Raw genomic sequence first — 26,254 nt, 5'->3', positions numbered from 1 at the left:
GACGGGCGCAATGCCGGTTTGGCGGCCTGCGCTACGCCGCGGACGGTGTTGCGCAGGCCGCGGCAGCGCGGTCCGCGAGGGCGGCGCGCACCGCTTCCGGCGTGAAGGGCGCCTGGTGGAAGCGGCGTCCGGTGGCGTCGAACAGCGCATTGGCGATGGCCGCCGGCCCGGGAATCGACGCGGACTCGCCGGCGCCCATGGGCGCTTCGTCCTGGCGCGGCATCAGCAGCACGTCGATGGGCGGCAGGTCCTTGAAACCGATGATGGGATAGCCGCCCCATTCGCGGCTGGCCACGCCGGCCGCATCGAACCGCACGCGTTCCAGCAGGCAGCGGCTGAGGGTCTGGTTGACGTTGCCGTGGATCTGGTGGCGCACGCCGTCGGGGTTGACGACCATGCCGGTGTCCTGGCCGACCACCACCCGCGTGATGGCGATGCGCCCGCTGGCCGGGTCCACGCCCAGGTCGATGACCCACGCCGCCCAGGCGGCGCCAAAGCCCGGGAACTTGCTGTGCACATAGCGCGCGTAGGCCACGCCGCGTCCGCGCAGGATACCGTCGGCGCCCGGCGTGCCGCGGCTGCCGGGCGGCCGCTCGTGCCAGCCGGCGCGCGCCGCGGTCGCCTCCAGCAGCGCGGTGGCGCGCGCATCGTCCAGGTGCGCGAGCCGGAACGCGACCGGGTCGGCGCCGGCCGCCTCGGCCAGTTCATCGACCATGCAGTCGTGCGCGAACGAGCTGGGGAGGGCCGAGACCCCGCGCAGCCACGAGGCGCGCACCAGCGGCGCGGTGTCGTGGCAGACGATGCGGCGGCTGGGATAGCGATACGGCGGCACCGAGGTGCGGTCGCCCATTTCCAGCACGCGCGGCTCGCCGGACACGCCGCCGGTCAGCAGCAGCGCCAGCAGCGGCGCGTCGTTGGACGGATAGCGCACCTGGAAGTCGTAGGCCAGCAGCTTGCCCTCGGTGTCCAGCGCCGCGCCCACGTCCATCAGCTGGCCCGTGCCCTTGGGCTCCCACTGGTGTTCCTGGTCGCGCATCAGTTGCACCCGCACCGGCGCGCCGACGGCGGCCGACAGCAGCGCGGCGTCGGCGCAGACGTCGTCGGCGCAGTTGCGGCCATAACAGCCGGCGGCTTCCATGCGGATGATGTCGATGCGGTCCTCGCCCAGCTTGAGCAGGCGGTCCAGGTCTGCGCGCAGCATGTGCGGATTCTGGGTGCCGGCCCACACGGTGAGGCGGCCGTCGCGATGGTCGGCCACCGCGCATGAGGGCCCGATGGACGCGTGCATCTGGTAGGGCCAGACGTAGGTGCGGCGCAGGTGCACCGCTGCGCCGGCACAGGCGGCGTCGACGTCGCCTTCCTCCAGCAGCAGGCGGCGGCGCGCCGGGTTGGCGCGGATGGCGCTGGCCAGGTCGTCGAGCACGGGCGCCGGCGGCACCGGCTTCCAGCGGACCTTGAGCGCGCGCATGGCGGCTTCGGCCTGTTCCTCGCGGTCCGCCACCACGCCGATGAAATCGCCTTGCACCACGACCTGGACGCGCCCGGGCAGGTGCGCGACCGAACCGGTGTCGACATCGAGCAGGCAGCGGCCGATGAAGTCGCCGGCATCGCGGCCGGGATGCGGCGGGCGCACCACGCGGCCGTGGCGCATGCCGGGCACGCGCACGTCGTGCACGAAGCTCAGTTCGCCGGTGGCCTTGGCGGGAATGTCGACGCGCGCGACGGCGCTGCCGACCAGGGTGTAGTCGCGGGCCGGCTTGAGCCGCACCTGGGAATCATCGGCGGCCAGTTCCAGCCGGGTGTGCTGGCCCTGGACCAGTTGACCGTATCGCAGGGCGCGTTCGTCGCGCTCATCGGCGGGGCGCACGATGCCGTCGCGCAAGCGCAACGTGTCCGCCGCCACGCCCCATTGCCGCGCGGCCCGCGCCAGCAGCTGCTCGCGCGCCTGGGCCGCGGCGCGGCGCAGGGGCGCGGCCGAGATCTGGATGCTGGCGCTGGCGATGGTGGGGCCCTGGTTGGGGGTGGCGTTGGTGTGGCCCAGCACCATTTCCAGCCGCGCCATCGGCACATGCAATTCCTCGGCCACGATCTGCGCCAGCGCGGTGCGGATGCCGGTGCCCAGGTCGACGTGGCCGTTGAAGGCCAGCGCGCGCCAGCCATCAGGCGCGGCATCATCTGCCAGCACCGCCACGAAGATCTCGGGCGTGTCCTGGACGTAATCCGAGACCACGCCCGGCTGCCCGGGCGCCGGGCGCGGCGGGGCGGTCGGCGCGCGCACGACCAGGAGCGCGCCGGGGTGGCTCAGCAGCGCGTCGTGCTGCGCGCGGGGATGGGGCAGGTTCATGGGCGAAGGCGATCCGGGCGGATTGGCTGATTATGCCGCTATCGCGCCGCGCCGGGCAGCGCGGCGATGTCGGCCAGCGCCTGCTCCAGCGGCATGACGGCGGCGTACTTCTGCGCCATGTCGAACAGGTTGGCCTCGTGCGGCCCCAGCGCGCGGTCGCCGCAACAGTCGGACACCACCAGTGGCCGCAAGCCAGCCTGCATGGCGTCGACCACGCTGGCGCGCACGCAGCCGCTGGTGACGCAGCCGGCCACCACCAGCGTCTGCACGCCGCGCTGCGCCAGCCACGGCGCCAACATGGTGCCGTAGAACGCCGACGGCGTGCTCTTGCGCACCACGTATTCGCCGGGCACGGGGGCCAGCTGCGGCACGATGGCGCTGTTGTGGCTGTCTTCCTTCAGGGTCAGCATGCCCGGCACCTTGAGGCAGAAGATGTTGCTGTCGGCATCGTCGTCGGAGAACACGATGCGGCTGTGGGCCACCGGCCACCCTTGTTCGCGCGCATGCGCCAGCAACGTCCGGGTGCGCTCGATGGCCGGCGGGATGTTGCCGCCGCCGAACACGGCGGGGTCGGCAAAGCCGTTGACGAAGTCGATGATCAGCAGGCCGAACGGCGCCTTCAACGGCAGCGGCGTGCCGAAGCCCTGGCGGGCGTAGGCCGAGATATCCCCGGCGGGAACGGTGTGGGTCATGCCAGCTCCTTGCGGCGGGCGGCGTAGGCCAGCCCGGGTTCGTCCTGCACCACGCCGTCGATGACGACGGCGCGTTCGTCCAGCATCACCGTGCAGCGGCGCATCGGGATGTCGATATGGCAGGCGGTGGTGCGTTGACCGCCGGCCTCGTTGTTCGGTCCCATGGACCAGAGGAAGTTGCCCTCGAAGGCGCGGGCGTCCATGCCGATGTGGGTCTCCTTGCCGTAATGGCCCAGCATCGACCAGTGGGCGCGCGGTTGCAGGCCCCAGCCGATGTGCGAGACGGCGTAGGCTTCCGGGTCTTCATACGACGCCATGTAGTCGCGCAGCACCTCGGCCTGCAGGCCGCCCTGGATGCGGGTGACGTAGCCGCGTTCCACGGTGAGGGTGATCGGGTCGGTGACGTAGTCCTTCATCGGCAGCAGGATGTCGCCGCGGTCCAGCACCACCTGGCCGTTGCTGTGGCCTTCGTCGGGCCAGGTCAGCACGAAGCCGCTGGGCCAGTGGTCCCAGCGCCCTGGTTCGTCGACGAAACCGTATTCGGAAATCGCCGGGAAGCTGCCCAGGCGGCATTGCAGGTCGGTGCCGGCCCGGGAAATGATGCGCATCTGGCGCGCCTCGGCGATTTGCGCGGCGGCCGCGCGCACGCGGGCGCGGTCGGCCTCGGTGGGCACCAGGCGGCAGAGAATCTCGGGCGGCTCGACCGCCAGCAGGATCTTGGTGCCGCCCTGCAGGATCTCGTGCTGCTCGGGCGAGAACAGCAGCGTCATCAGGTCCAGCACCAGGTCGCTGGCCTTGAGCGCGGCGATGGCGGCGGGGTTGCCGGTCAGCGGCGTGGTGCCCAGGTAGGCCAGCGAGTCGCGGCTGAGGGATTTTTCGCCGTTGACCGGCGGCAGGTCGAGGCGGTTGACCCGCGCGCCCATGTCGCCGGCGGCGGCGATGGCGCAGCGCAGCGTCTGCGGATGGGTGTCGGCGCCGGTGAGCACGGTCACGGTCTGGCCGGCTTCGAGGCGGGAAAGCGTGAGCACCTGTTTCCAGGCGCGGATCAGGTCGATGTCGCTGACGGGCATGGCGGACTCCTGTCCGGTAAGGGGGAAAAGGGGATTCAGCCGCGCGGTTCGAGGAAGTCGCCCAGCGCCTCGTGGAAACCGGCCTCGTTGTCCCAGGGGATCATGTGGCCGGCGGCGGGCACGCGCCGGTGCAGGGTGTCGGGCGCCAGGCCCTGCCATTCGGCCACGTCCTCGTCGCCGACCACGCCGCCGTTCTCGGCGGTCATCAGCAACTGCGGCACGCGTACATGCGGCAGGTCGGCATGGATGTCGTCGCGGCCGAAGTCCTCGAAGCTGCGCACGATGGCGGGTTCGTGGCAGGTGTGCAGCCATTGCGCGCGCAGGCGCCGCTGTTCCTCGGTCCAGGTGGGGCAGAAGGCGCGCATGGCCTCGGCGTCCATGCCGTGCGTGGCCTGGCGGATCGAGTCGACGTACCAGGCCAGCTTGGCGGGGTAGGGGCGGCGGCCCGGGCCGGAGACGGGCGGGTCGACGATGACCAGCCGCGTCAGGCCGGTCGGCTGGCCGCGGGCCGCGCGCACCGCGATGCGGCCGCCCATGGAATGGCCCATCAGCGCATAGCGCTTCAGGCCCAGCGCCTGCGCCAGCGCCAGCACGTCGGCGGCCTGCGCGTCCAGGCTGTAGTCCAGGCCGGGGTCGGCGCTGGACAGGCCGCGGCCGCGCACGTCCAGCACGTAGGTGTCGTAGCGCTGGCCCAGGCGCTCGGCCACGAAGCCCCAGGTGACCGCCGGGCTGGTGATGCCGGGGATCAGGATGAGCGCGTCGCGTTCGGCGCGCGCGCCGTCCGCGCCGCCGTAGCGCAGGTAGTGCTGGCGGATGCCGTTGGCGTGGACGTTGGCGCCGTACAGGAAGGTGCTGGATGGTTGGCTCATGCCGTGCTCCGGGTGGGTCGATGCCAGGACGGGATCCAGCGGCCATCGCTTGCCCCGCGCAGCGGGCAGATCGAGCGTGATGACGTGAAGCGCGGATCCATCTTAGGGTTTTCGATAAATTAAAAAAACAGTGTAGACGCTCTATTCTTGCAAACAGCGAGGTGAATCGCAAAGCCGATGTTCATAGTGGTTTTTACCTATATGTGCATAAAAATGCACTGTTTTGGACGCAGGCGAACAATTTCGGATCCACGATGGTGCGGTTTTCCATCTGGAAAAAATAGAGTGTATGCATAGAAAAGTAGGAGAGCCTCTTGTCTAAATCCCCCCGCATCGCCGTGATCGGCGCCGGCCTCGGTGGCGCCGCCACCGCCTCGCTCCTGCTGCAGGAAGGCTTCGACGTGCGCGTGTACGAACAGGCGCCGAGTTTTTCGCGGCTGGGCGCCGGTATCCACGTCGGCCCCAACGTCATGAAGATCCTGCGCCGCATCGGCATCGAGGACGCGCTCAACGCCCAAGGGTCGCACCCCGACTACTGGTACAGCCGCCACGGCCTGACCGGCGACGTGCTGGCGCGGATTCCGTTGGGCGACTATGCCGTCAAAACCTACGGCGCGTCGTACCTGACGGTGCACCGCGGCGACTTCCACGCCCTGCTGATCGAGGCGCTGCCCGAGCGGGTGATGGCCTATTCCAAGCACCTGGTCGGCGTCACCGACCGCGGCAACGACGTCGAGATGCGCTTTGCCGACGGCAGCGTCGAGCATGCCGACATCGTGATCGGCGCCGACGGCGTCAATTCCTGCATCCGCGAGGAACTGCTGGGGCCCGAGCCTCCCAAGTACGCCGGCTACCTGGCCCACCGCGCGGTGTTCCCCACGCCCGAAGTCAAGGCCGGCATGCTGCCGTTCGACGCCTGCGTGAAGTGGTGGACCGACGACCGCCACATGATGACGTACTTCGTCACCAGCAAGGCCGACGAGCTCTACTACGTGACCGGCGTGCCGGTCGAGCAATGGGACCTGAACGACCGCTGGCTGCCCAGCAGCAAGGACGAGATGCGCGAGGCGTTCCAGGGCTGGCATCCGACGGTGCAGGCGCTGATCGACGCCACCGTCGAGGTCACCAAGTGGTCCTTGCTGGAGCGCGACCCGCTGCCGCTGTGGAGCCGCGGCCGCCTGGTGCTGCTCGGCGATGCCTGCCACCCGATGAAACCGCACATGGCGCAGGGCGCGGCCATGGCCATCGAGGACGGCGCGATGCTGGTGCGTTGCTTCAAGGAAGTGGGGGCGCATAATCACGAACTGGCTTTCGCGCTGTACGAAGCCAACCGCGCCGAGCGCGCCAGCAAGGTGCAGCGCATTTCGCATGACAACACCTGGCTGCGGACCAACGAGGATCCGACCTGGTGCTTCGGTTACGACGTGTTCAGCGAGCCGCTGGTCGAACCGAAGGCCAAGGCGGCGGCCTGACGCGCCCGCCGCGCTTCATTCACCGGACTTTCGCCACGCACACCATGGAACATACCGCCGCCACCGCGCCCGCCGCCGATCCGATCGACCTGAAGGTCAACGGCGCCGCCGCGCGGGTGGCGGTGGCGCCGGCGACCCCGCTGTTGCTGGTGCTGCGCAACGACCTGGCGCTGAACGGTCCGAAATACGGTTGCGGCCTGGGCGAGTGCGGCGCCTGCACCGTGCTGATCGACGGCGTGGCGGCGCGTTCCTGTGTGATCCCGGTGCGGGCGGCGCAGGGACGCGAAGTCACCACGCTGGAAGGGTTGGGCACGCGCGAGCGGCCCGGCCCGACCCAGCGCGCTTTCATCGAATGCCAGGCGGCCCAGTGCGGCTATTGCCTGAACGGCATGATCATGACCGTCGAGGCGTTGCTGCGCCGCGACCCCGCGCCCTCGGAGCAGGCCGTGCGCAGCGAGCTGCATCACAACCTGTGCCGCTGCGGCACGCACGTTGAAATCATGCAGGCGGCGCTGCGCGCGGTGCAATTGCGCGCAGCGGCGCGGCCATGCGGGCCGGAAGGGGCCGGCGCATGAGCGCGTGGCTGCCCGAGGCCGCGCCGCTCGCCGTCGCGCCGCCCTCCGAGCTGTTGCACGGGCTGGCGCTGCGCCCGCCCGAAGCCGCCTGGGACGGCACCCGTTATCGCGGCAGCGCGCTCGACAGCGTGCGCCTGGACGAGGCGCGGGCGCAGGCGGGCGTGGTGGCGGTGGTGCGGCGGGACAACTTCGCCGGTGTGGTGGCGGTGACGCCGCTGCACGCGCGGCAGGCCCTGGCCAGTCTCGCGCCCGCGTGGCGTGGCGGGGGCCGGCCGGCGCAGGAAGGCCTGGCCGAAAGCGCCGGCACGGCGCCGGCGGATGAACCTGAATATCTCTGGCGGCCGGCCGCGGCTGCGGCCAGCGCGCGGGTCGCGGCCTGGTGCCTGGAAGGCCGCCTGACGCTGTGGCTGCCACCGGACGCGGCCGCGCTGCATGCCCTGGCACGGCGCGAGCTGGCGGCCTTGTTCGACTGGCCCGAGTGCGCGGTGACCGTGGCGGCATGGCCGCAGGGCGCGGCACCGGCCGCGCACGCGGCGCATACGCTCGATCTGCTGGATGCCGCCGCCGAAGCGGCGCTGCTGTCCGAGGCGGTGGCGCGGCCGGTGTGCGTGGCCAGCCGCCCGCCGCTGCCGGCCACGCTGGCCCTGCGCGCAGCGGACCTGGCGGCGGGGCCGGTCCTGTGCTCGCCGCAGCCCTGGGCCATGCGGCCCAGCCTGGCGCGCCTGCTGGCGCGGTCCGGGCCGGCGCCGGCCAGTGGCCATGCCACGGTGCTGGGCGATGGCCCGGTGCGGGCGCAAGCGTTGTCGCATGCCTTGCTGCACGCCAGCGTCGACGAGTTGAACGCGGCCCAGGTCTTCGCCGGCGAAAGCCTGTGGCATGAACGCGCGCTGGCCGCCGGCGAGGATCCGGTTGACTGGCGCCTGCGGCACCTGGCCGACGCGCGCGGCCGCGAGCTGGCGCGCCAGGTGGTCGAGCAGGCGGCCATGGATGACGCCGCCGCGCCGCGCGACGGCCTGCTGCGCGGCAGCGGCTTTGCCACGGCCCAGGTGCGTTGCGAGGCCGAGGATGGTTCGGAACGCATGGTCTGGAGCGCCTGGGTTGCCGAGGTGGCGATCCAGCCCGCCACCGGCGCGATCGAGGTGACGCGGGTAGTCGCCGGCCATGACAGCCAGGACCTGCGGCCGGCGCAGGGCGCGACGACACGCCTGGCCATTACCCGCCAGCAACCCGAACGGCTGGCCGAGGCCCGCCGCCTGATCGGCGCGCCGGCGGCGTTCGACGATTGGCGCGCCGCCACGCCGGCGGCCGCGAACGGGGCGACGGATGCGCTGGCCATGGCGGCGCCGACGCCGCCCGACGTGGTGCGCGCCGGCCGCCTCGACCTGGACGGCGTGGCGACGCTGCCGGCCGCCGCCGCCATCGCCAACGCCATCGCGGACGCCACCGGGGTGCGGCTGCGGCAGGCGCCGTTCGATGCCGGCCAATTGCGCCTGGCCCTGGCGGACCGGCGCGCGGCGCGGCGCGGCGCGCTGCGCCGAGGCTGGGGCTGGCTGGCGGCGGGCGCGGCCAGCGTGGCCACGCTGGCCACCGCGCTGTGGCCGCTCAAGCCGGCGCTGCCGCTGACCGCCGGTCCCGACCCGTCCTTGTATTCGGCCCAGGCAATCGAGCGCGGCCGGCTGGTGGCCGCGGCCGGCGATTGCGTCGCCTGCCACACGGCGCCGGGCGGCGCCCGCAACGCCGGCGGCCTGGCCCTGGAGACGCCGTTCGGCACGATCTATTCCACCAACATCACGCCCGATCCGCAGACCGGCATCGGCCGCTGGTCCTTCGCGGCCTTCGAACGCGCCATGCGCCAGGGCGTGCACCAGGATGGCCGCCAGCTGTATCCCGCTTTTCCGTACACCGCCTATGCCAAGCTCAGCGACGCGGACATGCAGGCCTTGTATGGCTACCTCATGTCGCAGCCGGCGGTCGCCGCCACGCCGCCGCGCACCGAGCTGGGTTTTCCGTTCAACCTGCGGCCGCTGCTGGCCGGCTGGAATCTGCTGTTCCATGATCCCAAGCCCTTCACGCCGGATCCCTCGCAGGACGCCGAATGGAATCGCGGCGCGTATCTGGTGGAAGGCGTGGGCCATTGCGCCGCCTGCCATTCGCCGCGCAACGCGCTGGGCGCGGAGAAGGGCGGCCTGGCCTACCTGGCCGGCGGCCAGGCCGAGGGCTGGAACGCGCCGGCGCTGAACCAGCTCGCCACGGGCGAGCGGGCTTGGTCGGACGAGGAACTGTTCCAGTACCTGCGCACCGGCTATTCGCCGCGCCATGGCGTGGCCGCGGGCCCCATGGCGCCCGTGATCCATGGGCTGGCCGAACTGCCGGCCAGCGACCTGAAGGCCATCGTCACCTACCTGATGGCGGTGCCGGGGCGGACGCCGTCGGCGGCGCGCGCGACGGCCACGGCTACTGCCACGGCCACGACCACGGCAAGCGCCGCCGCGTCGGCCAGCGTCGTGTCCGCCCCGGCGGCCACGACCGCTACCGCCGCCGCCGCCACCATCACCGCGGTCCCCGCGCCCGCGGCCGTCAGCGAGGCCATCACGCTGCGCCGCGCCAGCGGCGAACGCATCTACCAGAACGCCTGCGCCGTCTGTCATGAAGCCGGCAGCGGGCCGACCCTGTTCGGGGTCAAGCCCCTGCTGGGCCAGAACACCAATCTGCACGCCGCATCGCCGGACAACCTGATCCAGGTGATCCTCCATGGCATCCAGGCCCCGGCCGACGATGCCCTGGGCTACATGCCGGCGTTCGGCAACAGCCTGGACGACAGGCAGATCGGCGATTTGATCGACTATTTGCGCGCGCGATTCGCGCCGGAGGAAGAGGCTTGGCCAGTTGACACGACGACCATAGGCAAGCTGCGCCAGCACGCGCAGCCGCAGTAAGGGGAAGACGGGGCGGCGGTTCTCGATCCATGGCGGATCCGGCCGCGCCTCGCGACACAACATCGCGCGCATCGGTTGTCCATCGACGCCTGCCCGGCGCCGAGGGGCGTTGCTGCATCCCGCATCCGTGGGGGGCGGCCACATACCGGACCGGGGCCGACGCCCGTATCGGGCACGGACCCCGCGCGCGACACACAAAGGGAATCACGCATATGTCAGCTTCATTCATCACGGTGGAACAAGGCATCAAGACCGCCGGTGTCGGCAAGTTCCAGTACCGGCTGTTCATGATCTTCGGCCTGGTCTGGCTCGCCGACGCGATGCAGGTGCTGTCGATCGGCTTCAGCGCGCCGTCCATCGCCCGCACCTTCGGCATCCCGGTGCCCGAAGCCCTGCAGACCGGCACCGCGTTCTTCGTCGGCATGCTGATCGGCGCCTTCGCCTTCGGCCGGCTGGCCGACCGCATCGGCCGCCGGCCGGTGCTGATGATGGCGGTGGTCATCGACGCCTGCGCCGGCGTGGCCTCGGCCTTCGCGCCGGACTTCGCGTGGTTGTTGCTGCTGCGCTTCGTCACCGGCATCGGTGTCGGCGGCACGCTGCCGGTGGACTACACCATGATGGCCGAGTTCCTGCCCAGCGAGCGCCGCGGCCGCTGGCTGGTGCTGCTGGAATCGTTCTGGGCCCTGGGCACCATCTGCCTGGCGCTGCTGGCCCTGGCCGCGCTGTCGTGGGGCGACGATGCCTGGCGCGTGATCTTCTTCGTCACCGGCCTGCCGGCGCTGATCGGCGTGGTGCTGCGCTTCTACATCCCCGAGTCGCCGATGTACCTGAACCGCAACGGCAAGTCGGGGCAGGCGCGCAAGGTGCTCGAACGCGTGGCCCGCGTCAATGGCCGTCCGACCGACATCCCCGAGCTTAAGCCGGAACTGCATGAGCGCAAGCCGCTGTCGGCGCTGTTCTCGAACGCGCTGCGCCGCCGCAGCATCGCGCTGTGCCTGGCCTGGGCACTGATCTCCATTGCCTACTACGGCGTGTTCGTCTACCTGCCGATCAAGCTCAGCAGCCAGGGCTTCGCCTTCATGCGCGGCCAGGAATTCCTGGTGCTGCTGGCGCTGGTGCAGTTGCCCGGCTTCGCGCTGTCGGCCTACGGGGTGGAACGCTGGGGCCGCAAGCCCACGCTGGTCGGCTTCCTGATCCTGAGCGCGGTGGGTTGCATGCTGTACAGCCTGGGCACCTCCAGCTTCCTGGTGGTCGGCTCGACGCTGCTCATGAGCTTCGCGCTGCTGGGCACCTGGGGCGCGCTGTATGCGTTCACGCCCGAGGTCTATCCGACCGACCTGCGCGCCAGCGGCATGGGGCTGGCGGGCGCGGTGGCGCGTTTCGGCGGGCTGTTCGCGCCGGCCATCATCGCACCCATCATGGCCACCCACTTCACATTGGCGCTGGCGGTGCTGGCGGCCATGCTGCTGGCCGCGGCGCTGTCGATCCGGGCGGTCGACGTCGAGTCGCGCAACCGCGCGCTGGACTGATCCGTCAGAAGGGCGGCGCGCATCCGGGAGGACGCGTGCCGCTCGCACGCCTGAAGCCCGGACGCCGGAAGCCCGGACGCCGGACGCCCGGACGCCTCATTCCCCGGCGTCGCCCTCGATCATCTTGCGCAGCAGGAATTCCAGCGCCACGCGCTCGGCGGGATTGAGCGTGCCATAGGTGCTTTCGGTGATCTGCAGGGCGAAGGGTTCCATTTTTCGCACCAGCTCCTGGCCCACCGGGGTCAGGTTGATCACCACCTTGCGGCGGTCGTGCGGGTCGTGGTCGACCCGCACCAGCTCGCGCTGCTTGAGCCGGTCCACCACGCCGCGCACCGTGGCTTGGTCGATGACCGTGGCCTTGACGATATCCGCCAGCGAACTGCCCTGGTTGTCACGCACCGAGCACAGCACGACGAACTGCGCCGCGGTCAACTGCGAGTCGGGGATGTACTGCTGGAACAGGGCGGTATGCCGTTGGTACACCCGCCGCAGCAGGTGTCCAATCTGGTCGGAGAACAAATAGCTGTCCTTGTCGGGGGCGGACTTGTTTTTCACATTTCGCATAAGCCTATCCGAAGCCATACCCTGGGTACGATGATCTATCTCAATGGGAATGTCCGGAAGTTTACGGGGCTTGCCGCCTTTGTGCCGACAGGGGGCAGGTTTTTCGCGGCGCCGCGAAGCCGGCGCCCGATCAACGGGGCGTGGCCTCGCCCGCGCCGCCACGTAGCCGGTTCACCAGCACCAGCGCCGCGGTGCCCAGCAGCATCAGGGCGGCCGTGGCGATGACCGCCGCGTAGCCCGCGTCGAAGGCGCCGCGCGCCAGGCGCGCCAGCGACGCGCCCAATTCGCCGGACAGGCCCTCGGCCAGCGCCAGCGCCTCGTCCAGGCTGTCGCGGGCGACGGCCGCGGAGACGCCCGCCGGCACTTCCAGCGTGTGCGCGTACACGCCCGACAGGATCGAGCCCATCAGCGTCACGCCCAGCGCGCCGCCCAGTTCGTACGACACTTCCTCGATCGAGGCGGCCATGCCGGCGCGTTCCGGCGTGGCGCTCTGCATGATGGTGCTGGACGCGGCTGTCATGGTGGCGCCGATGCCCACGCCCAGCACGCACAGGCTGGCCATCTGCGCCGCCAGCGCGCCGTCGTAGCTGAACAGGTAGCCGCCCATGCCCAGGCCGGACGTCAGCAGCGCCACGAACAGCAGGCGCGCGCTGCCCACCTTCGGCAGCAGCCAGCCGGCCAGCGGCCCGGCGATGAACGCGGCCAGCGGCAAAGGCAGGATGTAGAGCGCCGCCTCGATCGGCGACATGCCCAGCACCAGCTGCAGGCGCTGGCTGAACACCAGCTCCATGCCCAGCAGCGCCGCCGCCGCGAACAGCGCCGCGGCCACGGCCGAGCTGAAGCTGCGGTTGCGGAAGATGGCGAAATCGATCAGCGGATGCGGCCGCGCGCGTTGGCGCCGGGCGAAGGCGAACAGCATGGCCGCGCCGCCGGCGCAGGCCAGCGCGGCGTCCAGCCACGACGGCTGGGCGCGGCCCAGCTCCTTGAGCGCATAGGCGGTCAGGATCAGGCCGACCATCACCTGCAGCGAACCGATCAGGTCCCAGGGGCGCTGGCGATCCGGCTGGCCGGCGGGGATGTAGCGGCGCGCCAGCGGCAGCGCCAGCAGCACGATCGGCAGGTTGATCAGGAACACCGAGCCCCACCAGAAGTGCTCCAGCAGGATGCCGCCGATGACCGGTCCGAGCGCCGCGCCGCCCGAGGCCACCGAGGCCCAGACGCCGATGGCGATGGCGCGCTCGCGCTCGTCGGCGAAGGTCAGGCGCAGGATCGACAGGGTCGCCGGCATCATCATGGCCGCGCCCACGGCCAGCACCGCGCGCGCCGCGATCAGCGCCGCGGGGTTGGGCGAATAGGCCGCCGCCAGCGAGGCCGCGCCGAACACGGCCAGGCCCATCATGAACAGGCGCTTGTGGCCCAGTCGGTCGCCCAGCGTGCCCATGCCCAGCAGCAGGCCGGACACCACCAGCGCGTAGATGTTGACGATCCAGAGCTTGGACGAGGCCGTCACGCCCAGCTCGTGCGTGAGCCGGGGCAGGGCGGTGTACAGCACGGTCATGTCGACCACGATCAGCAACAGGGCGCTGGAAACGATGGCCAGCACCAGCCAGCGACCCGGCGCGGGCGCGGCGACAGCGGGGAAGGGATTGCGCTGCGTCATGCATTTACTCCTGTAACGCCGGACATTTTCAATCTATGAAGCATGGATAAGAAGTTGGAATCCATCTATAAAATAGATGTATCGGTGGCGGCTCCGTCGCCCCGCGCGGGCGACGGCCTTTTGAAGGCTTGCTTGGCCACGACTGGAGGCAACCATGCACTGGACCCTGGAACAACTGCGGCATTTCGTGGCGGCGGCGGACGCCGGCTCGTTTTCGGCGGCGGCGCGCCAGGTGGGCCGGGCGCAATCGGCCGTCAGCACCTCGCTGGGATTGCTGGAAGCGGACCTGGGGGTGGAATTGTTCGACCGCTCGCGCCGCAATGCCACGCTGACGCGGGCCGGTGAAGTGCTGTTGCAGGAGGCGCGCGAACTGTTGCGCCAGGCCGCGGGACTGGAGCAGCGGGCGCTGTCATTCGCGGCCGGGCAGGACGCGCACCTCAGCCTGGCGCTGGACGAGGCCTTGCCCGATCGGGTGCTGGGCGCGTTGGTGAAGGAGGTCTCGGCGCGCTTTCCCGCGCTGGAGCTGACCCAGTTGAACGGCACGGCCACCGAAGTGGCGGACTATGTCTCGCAGGGGCGCGCCAGCGTGGCGTTCCACTACGATCGCGGCGATCCGGGCGCGGCCTTCGCCCATCGCTACCTGGGCGACGTGGGGCAGGGCATCTTCGTGGCGCGCGACCATCCGCTGGCCGCGTTGCCCGAAGTCACGCGCAACGACCTGGCGCGCCATCGTCAACTGGTGATGCGGATGGAGGGGGTGGAGGATGTGGTGATGAGTCCGTCGGCCTGGCGTTCAGACAGTTTCTACAGTATCGCCGCCATGGCCGTGGATGGCTTGGGCTGGGCCATTCTGCCGCTGAACATCGCCGAGTACGAGGGCTACCGCGAGGACCTGGCCAATGTGCCGTGCGTCGGCCTGTCGCTGCCGCCGTTGTCGGTGCGCACGCTCTGGCTGCAAGGCCGGACGCCGACGGCCACCGAGCGCTGGATCCAGGATCGCATGGAGCAACTGCTGCATCCGGCGGCCTGAGCAGGGCGGGGCGGCCGGGCGGCCGGCGCCGGCCGCTTCCGGAAGGCGACCGCGGCGGCTGCCCGAGTCCGGGCGCGTCAGGCCTTCTTGCGGTACACCAGCACCGGCGTGGTGGAATGCGCCAGCACCTTCTGCGTCTGGCTGCCCAGCACCACGGCGGCCATGCCGCGGCGGCCGTGCGAAGCCATGGCGATCAGGTCGCAGTGGCGCTCGCGGGCCGCGTCGATGATGGCCTGGTACGGATCTTCGTGGGTGGCGCGCAGCGTTTCGCAAGGCACGCCGGCTTCGCGCGCCTGGGTGGCGGCCGCGCTCAAGAGGCGTTCGGCCTGGGCGCGGATCTGGTCCTGGTACTCGCCCAGGCTGTGGGCCACCTGCGCCGCGCCCATGGCGAAGACGTGGAAGGGTTCCTCGACCGTGAGGATGGTGGCCTTGGCGCCCAGCGACCTGGCCAGCTCGAGGCTTTCGACCAGGGCTTCCGAGGACAATTGCGAGCCGTCCGTGGGAATGAGAATGTGCTTGTACATGGTGTCTCCCGTGTTTGTGCGGCGGCCGCCGCGACTTGCGGCGGCTACGTAACACTGTATCGGGCGGGAGACGGACGCCGTTTGCGCGTAATCAAGGGTTGCGCGCGGTCAAACCGCCACGCGTGGCGCCGCGTCAGCTCAACAGCGCCGCGACCAGGTCGCCGCCGGCGCGGTCGCCCTCGCTGAAGTCGAGCGCGGTTTGCACGTGTTCCAGGTGCTCGTCCATCAGCGCGCAGGCGCGGTCGACGTCGCCGGCGCGAGCGGCTTCGATGAAGGCGTGGTGCTCGCGCGAGGAACAACTGGCGTCGTGCGAGCTCTGGTACAGCACGGTGATCACGGCGCTGCGCGCCGACAGCTCGCGCAGCATGCCGGTCAGCACCGAGTTGCCGACGGCCTCGGCCAGCAGGATGTGGAAGTCGCCCAGAAGGCGGTTGCGCACCTGCACGTCGCCGCTTTCCACGGCCGCGCGTTCCTCGGCCAGGTGGGCGTCGATGCGGCGGTAGTCGGCCGCCGTGGCGCGGGTGACGAACTCCCGCGCCAGCGCGGCTTCGAGGATGCGGCGCACCGCGTAGACCTCGCGCGCCTCGTTGGCGTCGGGCTTGCTGACGAAGGCGCCCTTGTCGGGCACGATGTTGATCAGCTTGTCCTTGGACAGCATCAGCAGGGCGGCGCGGATCTTGGTCCGGCTGACCTTGTAGACGCGCGCCAGGGCCTCTTCGCGCAAGCGGGTGCCGGGCGGCAGGCGGTGCGCCACGATGGCGGCGGCGACTTCCTTGGCGATGTCGTCGGCGCTGGGGTCGGGAGGTACTGCCTGGGTCATGAAGCGCGGGAGCGGGAAGACGGTATGGGCAGCCAGTCTATCAAAAACCCGCGCACGCAACATTTATTGCATACGAAAATTGTTGGCGAACCGGCCTTCTGCGCGCCCGGTGGAGCCGGTCTGGGTCGATTCATGCCGGATTCCGCACAATCGCCCCGCCAAGCGTGATCAATCCCCCGGGGGACCTGGCGTATCCTGCTGGCCATCCCCGTTTCGCGCCCGGACCGGCGCGGCATCCGGTTGCCGGCCGGCTGTCAACGTATCCAGGAATCCGCCCATGTCCATAGATTTGTCGTCCGCCCTGCAACGCTTTCCCCGTTACGCCCTGCTCGATGGCCCGACGCCGATCCAGCACCTGGCCCGGCTGGAGGCGGCGCTGGGCGCGGCGGCCAACGGCGTGCGCCTGTACGCCAAGCGTGATGACCACATGGCGCTGGGCGGGGGCGGCAACAAGCTGCGCAAGCTGGAGTTCCTGCTGGGCGAGGCGCGCGGGCAGGGGGCCGACACGGTGGTGACCGTGGGCGGCCTGCAATCGAACCATGCGCGCCTGACCGCCGCGGCCGCGGCCCGCGCCGGCATGGCCTGCGAGCTGGTGCTGGGGCGGGTGGTGCCGCGCGCCGACGCCGATTACGAAGAAAACGGCAACATGCTGCTCAACCGGCTGCTCGGCGCCACCGTGCACGCATTGCCGGTCGGTGCCGACGCCATGGCGGCGGCCCTGGAACGGGTGCGCGCGCTGGAGCTGGCGGGACGCCGCGTCTACCTGGCGCCGCTGGGCGGCTCCACGGCGGTCGGCGCGCTGGGCTATGCGGCCTGCGCGCAGGAGATCCTGGAGCAGGAGCGCGCCCTGGGCGTGACGTTCGCGCGGGTGGTGGTGGCCAATGGCAGCGCCGGCACCCACGCCGGGCTGGCCGCCGGCATGGTTGCGGCGGGCCTGCCGGCAACCCGCGTGCAGTCGTTCACCACCCTGGCCGACACCGAGGTTGCGCACGCGAAGACGCGCGACCTGACGGCCGCCACCCTGGCGCTGCTGGGCCGGGCGGATGGCGAACACGGCGCCGCCACGGGCGAGGCGGCCGCGCCGGCGCCCAACGACATCCTGGTGGACGGCAGCCAGCGTGGTCCGGCCTACGGCGTGCCCACGCCCGCCATGCTCGAGGCCGTCGGCCTGCTGGCGCACAGCGAAGGGCTGCTGCTCGACCCGGTGTATTCGGGCAAGGCCTTCGCCGGCCTGCTGGCCGACGTGCGCGCCGGCCGCCATGCACCCGGCAGCGACGTGCTGTTCGTGATGACGGGCGGCGCGCCGGGGCTGTACGCCTACAAGCCGGCGTTCCAATGAAAAGCGGGCCGGTCGCCGCAAGGCGTCCGGCCCGCCCGGGGCGAGGCAGGGGGCGTCAATCCTTGGCCATCAGCCCCAGGTATTCGATCAGCCCCTTTTCCTTGACGTAGGTGGCCTGGGCCCAGGCCTTGTAGTCGGCGCTGTCGCGGTAGGCCGGCTCCTGGTTCAGCTGCTTCATGACCTCCATGCTGGCCGGGTCGAACAAGGCTTTCTTGAAGGCGTCGTGCAGCGTCTTGACCACCGCCGGGTCCATGCCCTTGGGGCCGGCCAGGCCATAGGGCGAGGTCGATACGACCTTGTAGCCCAGCTCCTGCGCGGTCGGCACGTCGGGCCAGCGGGTGGTGCGCTTTTCGCCGAACGTCACCAGCAGCCGCATCTTGCCCGAGTCCACGAACTGGTCCCAGCCCGTGGCGTCGCTCTGCGCCATGACGTGGCCGCCGAGCAGCGCCTGCTGCATGTCGGCGTTGCCCTTGTAGGGCACGTGGTTCAGCTTGACCTTGGCGTTGATGGCGATTTCCTCGATCAGCAGGTGCGGCGACGAGCCCACGCCGGTCGAGCCGTAGTCGACGCTGCCGGGGTTCTTGCGCGCCGCTTCGATGTACTCGTTGAAGGTCTTGTAGGGCGAGTCGGCGCGTACCGTGAAGCCGAAGGTGTAGCCCGACAGGCCGATGATGAAGGTGAAATCGTTGATCGGATCCCACGAGGTCTTCTGCATGTACGGCATGCGCAGCATGGCCAGCGTGTACAGCGCGACGGTGTAGCCGTCGGGCTTGGCGGTGCGCGACATGGTCGCGGTGCCGAGGGTGCCGCCGGCGCCCGGACGGTTCTCGACGATGACGGGCTGGCCCAGGTACTTGGATGCGTCCTGCGCCACGATGCGCATGTGACGATCGGTGGAGCCCCCGGCCGGGAACGGCACGATCAGGGTGATGGGTTTGTTGGGAAAGGCGTTTTGCGCCGACGCCGCGGGCGCCAGCGCGCCGCCGGCCAGCGCCAGCAGCAGGGCGCCCAGGCAGGCGCGGCGCAGGGGTTGGTGGGCCATGGGGCTTGTCTCCAATGTGATTATGGTTTTGTGGTCTTGTCGCTTCGGGGGCTGCTTTACGGCTGTGTTGCTTTGCAATGGCGCCGGTCAGTCGCGTAGCGCGACCTTGACCGGCAATCGTTGCAACGCCTCGCGCAGCTGCTCCTTCAGCGGCGCGGGGGCGGTGGCGTCGACCTCGATGGCGACGTCGGGCTGCGCGTCGGACAGCACGCGCAGCAGGGAACTGTCAGGCGGCAGGCCGGCCTGTGCGAGCACGCGCTCCACCACGGCGCGCGCGGACACCGCCGTGGCCAGGCGCCGCAGATCGGGCTTGTAGATCTTGCCGACATTGGTCATGGGCATCTGCTCGAGCACGATCACGCGCTTGGGCCGAGCCGGCGCTTCATCGACGCGGGCAGCCGCATACGCGACCAGCTCGGCCTCGGAGACCTCGGCATCGTCGGCCAGGGTCACGAAGGCGATCGGCAGTTCGCCCGCGTACGGATCGGGCGCGCCGACCGCGGCGCAGATGCGCACCGCCGGGTGCGAGGCCAGCGCATCCTCGATGGTCTTGGGATCGATGTTGTGGCCGCCGCGGATGATCAAATCCTTGGCGCGGCCTTGCAGATGCAGGCGGCCCTCGGCGTCCAGGAAGCCGACGTCGCCGCTGATGAGCCAGCCGTCCGCGGTGAAGGCACGGGCCGTATCCTCGGGGTCGAGAAAGCCGGGGATGACGTTGGGCGACTTGAACAGCAGCATGCCGGCCTGGCCGGGCGGCAGGTCGCGCGCCGGCTGGCCGGCGGGCGCGTCCAGGCCGACCACGCGCACCTGCACGTAGGGCAGCGGAAAGCCCACGCAGTTGACCGGAAAGCGCGAGCCGGGCGGCGTGATCGAGGTGATGCCGGCCATCTCCGTCATGCCCAGGCTTTCGTTCACGTGCAGGCCGAACAGGCGTTCGAAGCGCGCCGCCAGCTCCGCCGGCAACGGCGCGGCGCCGGTGCGGCAGTAGCGCAGCGACGAGATGTCGGCGCCGTCCAGCGGTATCTCGGCCAGCGCCGCCAGGATGGTCGGCACGCCCTGTAGCGAGGTGGCGCGGTGGCGCTCCACCAGCCGCCAATAATTGCGCAGCACCTCGCGGTTGCGCAGCAGCTGCGTGGTCGGGATCACAGTCTGCACGCCGGCCGACAGCGCCGCCAGCGAGGCCGGCAGCACGCCGGCCACGTGGAACAGCGGATAGCCGTTGATGACCACGTCGCCGGGCCCGGCGCCCTGCAACTGCACCGCCGCCCAGGCCGTGAAGACCTGGTTGGCGTGGGTATGGATGGCCAGCTTGGGCGCGCCGGTGGTGCCGCCGGTATGGAAGTAGGCGGCCACGTCGTCGGCGCGGATCACGCGGCCGCTGACCAGCCGGTCCGAGGGCTGGGCGGCGCGCGCGCTGTTGAAGTCGAGCGCGAAGCCGGGCAGCGCCGGGCGTTGCGACAGCGGCTCGTCATGCGGCGCGACGCGCAGCAGCGTGCGCAGCGTCGGCACCCGCTCGCGCAGGCGCAGGGCCTTGGACCAGGATTCGCATTCGGTGTCCGAGCCGTAGGCGATCAGCACCTTGGCGCCAGCGGTGGTCAGCAGCGAGGCCAGCTTGTCCTCGGTCAGCAGCGGATTGAGCGGCTGCACGATGCCGGCCGCCTCGCCGCCCCACAGCGCCAGGTGGTATTCGAGGCAGCCCGGCAGCAGCACGCCGACCGCGTCCGAAGGGCCGAGCCCCAGGCTGTGCAGCAGGTTGGCGGTCTGGTGGATGCCGGCCAGCAGCTCGTCGTAGCGCCAGCTGATGGCCGGCTCGTCGGGATCGGCGCTGCGCAGGAAGGTCAGCGCGGTGCGGTCGCCGAAGGCGGCGGCCGAGTTGCGGAAGATCTCGTAGGTGCTTTGCACCGTCAGCGTCTCGGCCAGCGGCCGGGCCGCCAGTCGGCGCACGTCGTCGATGGAACGCACCGGGAATGGCGCGGCGAAGGGCGGGGCGGTGGGGGAGGCTATGGGGGCCTGCGTCATGATGCCGTCCTCGCCGCTCACGCCCGCCCCAGCGCGATGTAGCGCCGCAGGTGGTGGTCCTCGTCGCCGAGCTGGTGGTCGATCATGACCAGCCGCTTGGCGTAGTGCGCCAGGGGCAGTTCCCAGGTCATGCCGATGCCGCCGTGCAGCTGGATGCTTTCTTCGGCCACCAGCGTGCCGATGCGGCCGATGGTGTACTTGGCGGCCGACAGCGCCCGCTCGCGCGTGGCGCGGTCGGGATGGTCGAGCGCGGCGGCGGCGTTGATGACCGCCGAGCGCGCCTGCTCGATCTCCAGCAACACGTCGGCCATGCGGTGCTGCAGCGCCTGGAAGCTGCCGATCGGCACGCCGAACTGGCGCCGGGTGCGCAGGTATTCCAGCGTGGCGTCGCGGGCGCAGTCCATCGCGCCCACGGCCTCGGCGCACAGCGCCAGGATGCCGCGGCCGGTGGCGTGTTCCAGCAGCGCATGGCCGGCGCCGGCCTCGCCCAGCAGGCTGTCGGCGCCCAGCGCCACGTTCTCGAACGCGAGTTCCGCGGCGCGGCCGCCGTCGATCAGGTCGTAGCCGCGCGCCGTCACGCCCGGCGTGCCGGCGCTGACCAGGAACAGGCTGATGCCGGACTCGTCGTCGTCGGCGCCGGCGGTGCGCGCCGACACCAGGAACAGGTCGGCGTGCTCGCCGCCCGTCACGACCGCCTTGGCGCCGTTCAGCACCCAGCCGTCGCCGCTGCGCTCGGCGCGGGTGCGCACGTCGTTCAGGGCATAGCCGGAGGTGGGCTCGGCCGCGGCCAGCGCGGCGGTGATGCCGCCCGCGATCAGGCCGTCCAGCGCCTCGCGTTGCGCCGGGCTGCCGGCGCGCGCGATGGCGCTCCCGACCATCAGCGCGTCCAAAAAGGGTTCCAGCACCAGGCCGCGGCCCAGCGCCTCGAACACCACGCTGATGTCGAAGCCCGCGCCGCCCAGCCCGCCGTGTTCCTCGGCGAACAGCGCGCCGATGGCGCCCAGTTCGGCATAGCGGCGCCAGAACTCGGGGTTGTAGCCCTGCGCCATCCTGGCGTGGCGTTCGCGCGTGGCGAAGTCGTATTGTTCGGCGACAAAGCGGCGCAGCATGTCGGACAGCATGCGCCGGTCTTCGGTGTGTTCAAAGTTCATGGCCGGCCTTTACAGTCCCAGGATCATCTTGGAGATGATGTTCTTCTGGATTTCGTTGGAGCCGCCGAAGATCGACAGCTTGCGGTTGTTGAAGTACTGCGCCGCGGCGCTGTCGGCGCCTTCCGGGCCGATGGGCGCGGCGTCGTAGCCGTCGTGCAGGGCCTCGGCCACGAACGGGCGGGCGTAGGGCCCCATGGCGCGGCGGTTCAGCGCGGTGATCTCCTGGCGAATCTGGGTGCCGCGGATCTTCAGCATCGAGCTTTCGGCGCCGGGCGCGCCGCCGCCGGCCACCGCCGCCACCACGCGCAGGTTGGTGGTGCGCATGTTGGCCAGCTCGATTTCGACCCGCGCCAGGCGCGCGGCGAAGTCGGGATCCTCGGCCAGCGGGCGGCCGTTCTTCTTCTGGCTGGCGGCCACCGCCTTCAGGCGTTCCAGTGCCGCGGTCGACTGGCCGACGCCCGCGATGTTGGTGCGCTCATAGGTCAGCAGGTACTTGGCGCAGGTCCAGCCGCGGTTTTCCTCGCCCACCAGGTTCTCGACCGGCACCCGCACGTCCGAGAAGAACACTTCGTTGACTTCGTGCTCGCCGTCCAGCGTGATGATGGGGCGCACCTGCACGCCCGGGCTGGCCATGTCGATCAGCAGGAAGCTGATGCCTTCCTGGCGCCGACCCTCGTTCGAGGTGCGCACCAGGCAGAAGATCATGTTGGCGTACTGGCCCAGCGTGGTCCAGGTCTTCTGGCCGTTGACGACGTAGTGGTCGCCGTCGCGCACCGCGGTGGTCTTGACCGAGGCCAGGTCCGAGCCGGCGCCGGGCTCGGAATAGCCCTGGCACCACCAGTCCGAACCATCCAGGATGCGCGGCAGCCAGTGGCGCTTCTGCGCCTCGTTGCCGTACTTGATCAGCACCGGGCCCAGCATGCTCAGGCCGAACGGCACGATGCGCGGCGCGCCGGCCAGCGCGCACTCGTTGTCGAAGATGTACTTCTGCGTAGTGCTCCAACCGGTGCCGCCGTACTCCACCGGCCAGTGGCTGGCCAGCCAGCCCTGGCGGTTGAGGATGGCGTGCCACTCGACCATGTCGGCACGCGCCAGCAGCTTGCCCTGCGTGACCTTGGCCGACAGCCGCGCCGGCAGGTTGGCGGCCAGGAAGGCGCGGACCTCGTCGCGGAAGGCGTTTTCTTCGGGGGTGAATTCCAGATCCATCGGGCGATTCCTCAGTAGATTTCGAACAGGCCGGCCGCGCCCATGCCGCCGCCCACGCACATGGTGACGACGGCGTAGCGCGCGCCGCGGCGGCGGCCTTCCAGCAGCACGTGGCCGGCCAGGCGGGCGCCGGTGACGCCGAACGGGTGGCCCAGCGCGATCGAACCGCCGTTCACGTTCAGCCGCTCCATCGGGATGCCCAGGCGTTCCTGGCAGTACAGCGCCTGCGAGGCGAAGGCTTCGTTCAGTTCCCACAGGTCGATGTCCGCGACCTTCAGGCCGTGGCGCGCCAACAGCTTGGGCACGGCGTAGACCGGGCCGATGCCCATTTCGTCGGGCTCGCAGCCGGCGATCGCCAGGCCGCGGAACGCGCCCAGCGGGCGGATGCCGGCGCGCTGCGCCTCGGCCGCTTCCATCAGTACGCAGGCGGCGGCGCCGTCGGACAGCTGCGAGGCGTTGCCGGCGGTCACGAACTGGTCCGGGCCGCGCACCGGCGCCAGCTTGGCCAGCGCCTCGTAGGTGGTGCCGGGCCGGTTGCAGGTGTCCTTGTCGACCGTGACCTCGCGTTCCGACACGGCGCCGGTGGCGCGGTCGGTGACGGCCATGGTGGTGGTGACGGCGATGATCTCTTCGCGGTAGCGGCCGGCGGCCTGGGCGGCCTCGGTGCGCGCCTGGCTCTGCGCGGCGAAGCGGTCCTGCGCCTCGCGGCTGATGCCGTAGCGCGCGGCGACGATGTCGGCGGTCTCGATCATGGGCAGGTACAGCTCGGGCTTGTTGGCCACGATCCACGGGTCCATGCCGCTGACGCCGTCGTCGCGGGTGCGGATCTGCGACACTAGCTCGACGCCGCCGGCGATGACGGCGGGCGCGCCGTCCATGACGATGCGCGCCGCGGCCGAGGCGATGGCCTGCAGGCCCGAGGCGCAATAGCGGTTGACGGTGGCGCCGCCGACGCTGACTGGCAGGCCGGCGCGGATCACCGCCTGGCGGCCGATGTTGCGGCCGGTGGCGCCTTCGGGGTAGCCGCAGCCGATGAAGGCGTCCTCGATCAGGGCGGGGTCGATGCCGCTGCGCTCGACCGCGGCGCGCACCGCGTGGGCGGCCAGGGTCGGCCCGGCGATCAGGTTGAATTCGCCGCGCTGCGCCTTGGTGATGGGCGTGCGGGCGGTGGAGACGATGACGGCTTCTCGCATGTCGGTTTCCGTTGGGTGAATGGGGTCAGGCGGCCTGGTTCAGGCTGGCGAAATCGCGGCCGGATTCGGCCAGTTCCACCAGCAGTGGCGACGGCTTCCAGAACGCGGGGTCTTCCTTGGCAAAGGCGCGGATGTCGGCCAGCACGTTGGCCAGCCCGACGCGGTCGGCGTAATGCATCGGCCCGCCGCGATAACGCGGAAAGCCGTAGCCCGACAGGAACACCATGTCGATGTCCGACGGCCGTAGCGCGATGCCCTGGTGCAGCACGTTGGCGGCCTCGTTGATCATGGCCGCCAGGTAGCGGCGCTGAATGTCCTCGGCGCTGAACGGACGGGGCGTCACGCCGGCGCGCTGGCGCTCGGCGTCGATGATCGCCAGCACTTCCGGGTCGGGCGTGCCGTGGCGCGCGCCATCCGGATACAGGTAGAAGCCGCGGCCGGTCTTCTGGCCGAACCAGCCGCGCTCGCACAGACGGTCGGGAATCTGCACGTAGCGCAGCGCCGGGTCGCGGGTGGCGGCGCGGCGCTTGCGCGTGGCCCAGCCGATGTCGCCGCCGGCCAGGTCGGCCATCTGGTACGGCCCCATCGGGTAACCGAAGTCGCGCACCGCCGCGTCGATCTCGTAGGGCGAGGCGCCGTCCTCCATCATCATGTCGGCCGCCTGGCGGTGCACCGCCAGGATGCGGTTGCCGATGAAGCCGTCGCAGACGCCGGCGCGCACCGGGATCTTGCGCAGGCGGCGCGCCAGCTCGAAGCCGGTGGCGACGGTGTCGGCGGCGGTCTGGCGGCCCACCACCACCTCCAGCAGCTTCATGATGTTGGCCGGCGAGAAGAAGTGCAGCCCCAGCACGTCGGCGGGGCCGCGCGTGGCCTGGGCGATGCGGTCCACGTCCAGGTACGAGGTGTTGGTGGCCAGCACCGCGCCCGGCTTGGCGACGCGGTCAAGCTGCGCGAACACCGCCAGCTTGACGTCCATGTCCTCGAACACGGCCTCGATGATCAGGTCGGCCTCGCCCAGCGCGGCATAGTCGGTGGCGCCGGTGAAGCGCGCCAGTCGGGCGGCGCGTTCGTCGGCCGTCATGCGGCCCTTGCCGACCAGCAGGTCGTAGACGTGTTCGACCCGCTGGCGGCCACGCGCCAGCGCGGCGTCGTCCTGTTCCACCATGACCACCGGCAGGCCAGCGTCCAGCACCGCCACGGCAATGCCCGCGCCCATGGTACCGCCGCCGATCACGCCGACGCTGTCGAGCCGGCGCGGCTTGGCCTGCTTCAATTCAGGGATCTTGGCGGTCTCGCGTTCGGCGAAAAAGGCGTGGATCAGGCCGGCGCGCTGCGGGCTGTCCAGGCATTGCAGGAACAGCGCGCGCTCGGTGCGCAGGCCCTCGTCGAAAGGCTGTTCGACCGCGGCGCGCACCGCCTCCAGGATTTTCGCGGGCGAGAACAGGCCGCGCGTGCTGGCGGCGATGCGCTGGCCGGCGGCATCGATCGCGGCCCGGGACGCGGCCTTGTCCGCCAGCGCCTGGCCGTCGCGGCTGCGGCGCGGCGCGGCATTTTGCGCCAGCAGGCGGCGAGCGTAGTCCAGGCCGGCGGCCAGCGGATCCGTGCCGGCCGCCAGTTCATCGGCCAGCCCGGCCGCGACGGCGGCCTGCGCCGTCATCGGCTTGCCCGACAGCATCAGGTCCAGTGCCGCGGCGGCGCCGATCAGGCGCGGCGTGCGCTGCGTGCCGCCGGCGCCGGGCAGCAGGCCCAGCGTCACTTCGGGCAGGCCCAGCTTGGCGCCGGGCAGCGCCACGCGGTAATGCGCCGCCAGCGCCACTTCCAGGCCGCCGCCCAGCGCGGCGCCATGCAGCGCGGCCACCACCGGCTTGGCGCAGGCTTCGATCTGGTTGCAGACGTCGGGCAGGGCGGGCGGACGCGGCGGCTTGCCGAATTCGCGGATGTCGGCGCCGGCGATGAAGTTGTTGCCGGCGCCGGTCAGCAGCACGGCGCGCACCTGCGGGTCGCCCTGGGCCTGGTCGATGGCGCGGGCCAGGCCGGCGCGCACATCGGCGCTCAGGGCATTGACGGGGGGATGATCGATGGTGACGACGAGTACGTCGCCGTCGCGGCGCGCGTGGACGGCGCTGGCGGGTGCGCTGGCTGTCATGGGACAGTGTCTCCGGTAGGGTCGCCGCCCGCGCCGGCCAGGCCGGCACGGCGGCATCGCAGAGCGGGGCTCT

The 26,254-nt window shown here is 71.0% G+C and carries 20 protein-coding genes; 6 read left to right on the top strand and 14 right to left on the bottom strand.

Annotated features, from left to right (window positions below):
* Window positions 1-31 precede the first annotated feature (31 nt).
* From ACVN9Z_RS23645 to ACVN9Z_RS23630, 4 genes are read right to left on the bottom strand one after another with little or no spacing between them, the layout of a single operon-like run.
* Window positions 32-2,344 carry a xanthine dehydrogenase family protein molybdopterin-binding subunit gene (locus tag ACVN9Z_RS23645; protein WP_155873229.1) on the bottom strand — a complete coding sequence of 771 codons (2,313 nt, stop codon included), beginning with the start codon at window positions 2,342-2,344 and terminating at the stop codon, window positions 32-34.
* A 38-nt stretch (window positions 2,345-2,382) separates the two neighbouring features.
* Window positions 2,383-3,036, bottom strand: coding sequence for an isochorismatase family protein (locus ACVN9Z_RS23640; RefSeq protein ID WP_047991025.1), 654 nt, complete (start codon window positions 3,034-3,036; stop codon window positions 2,383-2,385).
* Window positions 3,033-4,106, bottom strand: coding sequence for a M29 family metallopeptidase (locus ACVN9Z_RS23635; RefSeq protein WP_238873940.1), 1,074 nt, complete (start codon window positions 4,104-4,106; stop codon window positions 3,033-3,035). Before ACVN9Z_RS23635 ends, ACVN9Z_RS23640 begins: the two co-directional genes overlap by 4 nt.
* 35 nt (window positions 4,107-4,141) lie before the next feature.
* Window positions 4,142-4,975: an alpha/beta fold hydrolase gene (locus ACVN9Z_RS23630; RefSeq protein ID WP_054444548.1), complete on the bottom strand. Its 834-nt coding sequence runs from the start codon at window positions 4,973-4,975 to the stop codon at window positions 4,142-4,144.
* 314 nt (window positions 4,976-5,289) lie between these two features.
* On the opposite strand from ACVN9Z_RS23630, the gene ACVN9Z_RS23625 reads away from it, so the two are divergent.
* From ACVN9Z_RS23625 to ACVN9Z_RS23610, 4 genes are all read left to right on the top strand, one after another.
* A complete protein-coding gene (locus ACVN9Z_RS23625) occupies window positions 5,290-6,447 on the top strand; it encodes an FAD-dependent monooxygenase (protein ID WP_006385094.1) in 1,158 nt (385 codons plus the stop codon).
* Between the two features lie 44 nt (window positions 6,448-6,491).
* Window positions 6,492-7,022, top strand: a complete 531-nt coding sequence (locus ACVN9Z_RS23620; protein ID WP_038503767.1) for a (2Fe-2S)-binding protein — start codon at window positions 6,492-6,494, stop codon at window positions 7,020-7,022.
* Complete coding sequence (locus ACVN9Z_RS23615) at window positions 7,019-9,958, top strand: c-type cytochrome (RefSeq protein WP_458212710.1); 2,940 nt, start codon at window positions 7,019-7,021, stop codon at window positions 9,956-9,958. Before ACVN9Z_RS23620 ends, ACVN9Z_RS23615 begins: the two co-directional genes overlap by 4 nt.
* Window positions 9,959-10,170: 212 nt before the next feature.
* Complete coding sequence (locus tag ACVN9Z_RS23610; protein ID WP_006385090.1) at window positions 10,171-11,487, top strand: MFS transporter; 1,317 nt, start codon at window positions 10,171-10,173, stop codon at window positions 11,485-11,487.
* Window positions 11,488-11,583: 96 nt separating this feature from the next.
* Here ACVN9Z_RS23610 and ACVN9Z_RS23605 read toward each other — a convergent pair whose 3' ends face one another.
* Entirely contained in the window at window positions 11,584-12,051 is a 468-nt protein-coding gene (locus ACVN9Z_RS23605) for a MarR family winged helix-turn-helix transcriptional regulator (RefSeq protein WP_026384857.1), read from the bottom strand.
* A gap of 130 nt (window positions 12,052-12,181) precedes the next feature.
* Entirely contained in the window at window positions 12,182-13,711 is a 1,530-nt protein-coding gene (locus ACVN9Z_RS23600; protein ID WP_458212709.1) for an MFS transporter, read from the bottom strand.
* A gap of 154 nt (window positions 13,712-13,865) precedes the next feature.
* Between ACVN9Z_RS23600 and ACVN9Z_RS23595 the strand changes: the two genes are divergently transcribed.
* Window positions 13,866-14,741, top strand: a complete 876-nt coding sequence (locus ACVN9Z_RS23595; protein WP_006385087.1) for a LysR family transcriptional regulator — start codon at window positions 13,866-13,868, stop codon at window positions 14,739-14,741.
* A gap of 77 nt (window positions 14,742-14,818) precedes the next feature.
* On the opposite strand, the gene ACVN9Z_RS23590 is transcribed toward ACVN9Z_RS23595, so the two are convergent.
* Together ACVN9Z_RS23590 and ACVN9Z_RS23585 are read right to left on the bottom strand one after the other, a co-directional pair.
* Entirely contained in the window at window positions 14,819-15,265 is a 447-nt protein-coding gene (locus ACVN9Z_RS23590) for a universal stress protein (protein ID WP_006385086.1), read from the bottom strand.
* A 133-nt stretch (window positions 15,266-15,398) separates the two neighbouring features.
* Entirely contained in the window at window positions 15,399-16,085 is a 687-nt protein-coding gene (locus ACVN9Z_RS23585) for a GntR family transcriptional regulator (protein WP_458212708.1), read from the bottom strand.
* 277 nt (window positions 16,086-16,362) lie between these two features.
* Between ACVN9Z_RS23585 and ACVN9Z_RS23580 the strand changes: the two genes are divergently transcribed.
* Complete coding sequence (locus ACVN9Z_RS23580; protein ID WP_458212707.1) at window positions 16,363-17,424, top strand: D-cysteine desulfhydrase family protein; 1,062 nt, start codon at window positions 16,363-16,365, stop codon at window positions 17,422-17,424.
* Between the two features lie 55 nt (window positions 17,425-17,479).
* Here the strand turns inward: ACVN9Z_RS23580 and ACVN9Z_RS23575 are convergent, their stop codons facing one another.
* The 6 genes from ACVN9Z_RS23575 to ACVN9Z_RS23550 form a co-directional block, all read right to left on the bottom strand.
* Window positions 17,480-18,466 carry a tripartite tricarboxylate transporter substrate binding protein gene (locus ACVN9Z_RS23575; protein ID WP_006385083.1) on the bottom strand — a complete coding sequence of 329 codons (987 nt, stop codon included), beginning with the start codon at window positions 18,464-18,466 and terminating at the stop codon, window positions 17,480-17,482.
* Between the two features lie 87 nt (window positions 18,467-18,553).
* Window positions 18,554-20,485, bottom strand: a complete 1,932-nt coding sequence (locus ACVN9Z_RS23570; protein ID WP_458212706.1) for an acyl-CoA synthetase — start codon at window positions 20,483-20,485, stop codon at window positions 18,554-18,556.
* 17 nt (window positions 20,486-20,502) lie between these two features.
* Entirely contained in the window at window positions 20,503-21,636 is a 1,134-nt protein-coding gene (locus ACVN9Z_RS23565; RefSeq protein ID WP_054473537.1) for an acyl-CoA dehydrogenase family protein, read from the bottom strand.
* Window positions 21,637-21,645: 9 nt separating this feature from the next.
* Window positions 21,646-22,842 carry an acyl-CoA dehydrogenase family protein gene (locus tag ACVN9Z_RS23560; protein ID WP_006385144.1) on the bottom strand — a complete coding sequence of 399 codons (1,197 nt, stop codon included), beginning with the start codon at window positions 22,840-22,842 and terminating at the stop codon, window positions 21,646-21,648.
* Window positions 22,843-22,853: 11 nt separating this feature from the next.
* Window positions 22,854-24,035, bottom strand: coding sequence for an acetyl-CoA C-acyltransferase (locus ACVN9Z_RS23555; RefSeq protein WP_458212705.1), 1,182 nt, complete (start codon window positions 24,033-24,035; stop codon window positions 22,854-22,856).
* Between the two features lie 25 nt (window positions 24,036-24,060).
* Complete coding sequence (locus tag ACVN9Z_RS23550) at window positions 24,061-26,181, bottom strand: 3-hydroxyacyl-CoA dehydrogenase NAD-binding domain-containing protein (protein ID WP_458212704.1); 2,121 nt, start codon at window positions 26,179-26,181, stop codon at window positions 24,061-24,063.
* Window positions 26,182-26,254: the final 73 nt, after the last annotated feature.

It is taken from the genome of Achromobacter sp. KK8, assembly GCF_054188005.1.
The sequence above is the reverse complement of the archived record's forward strand: the minus strand, read 5'-3'. Positions and strand labels throughout refer to the sequence as shown.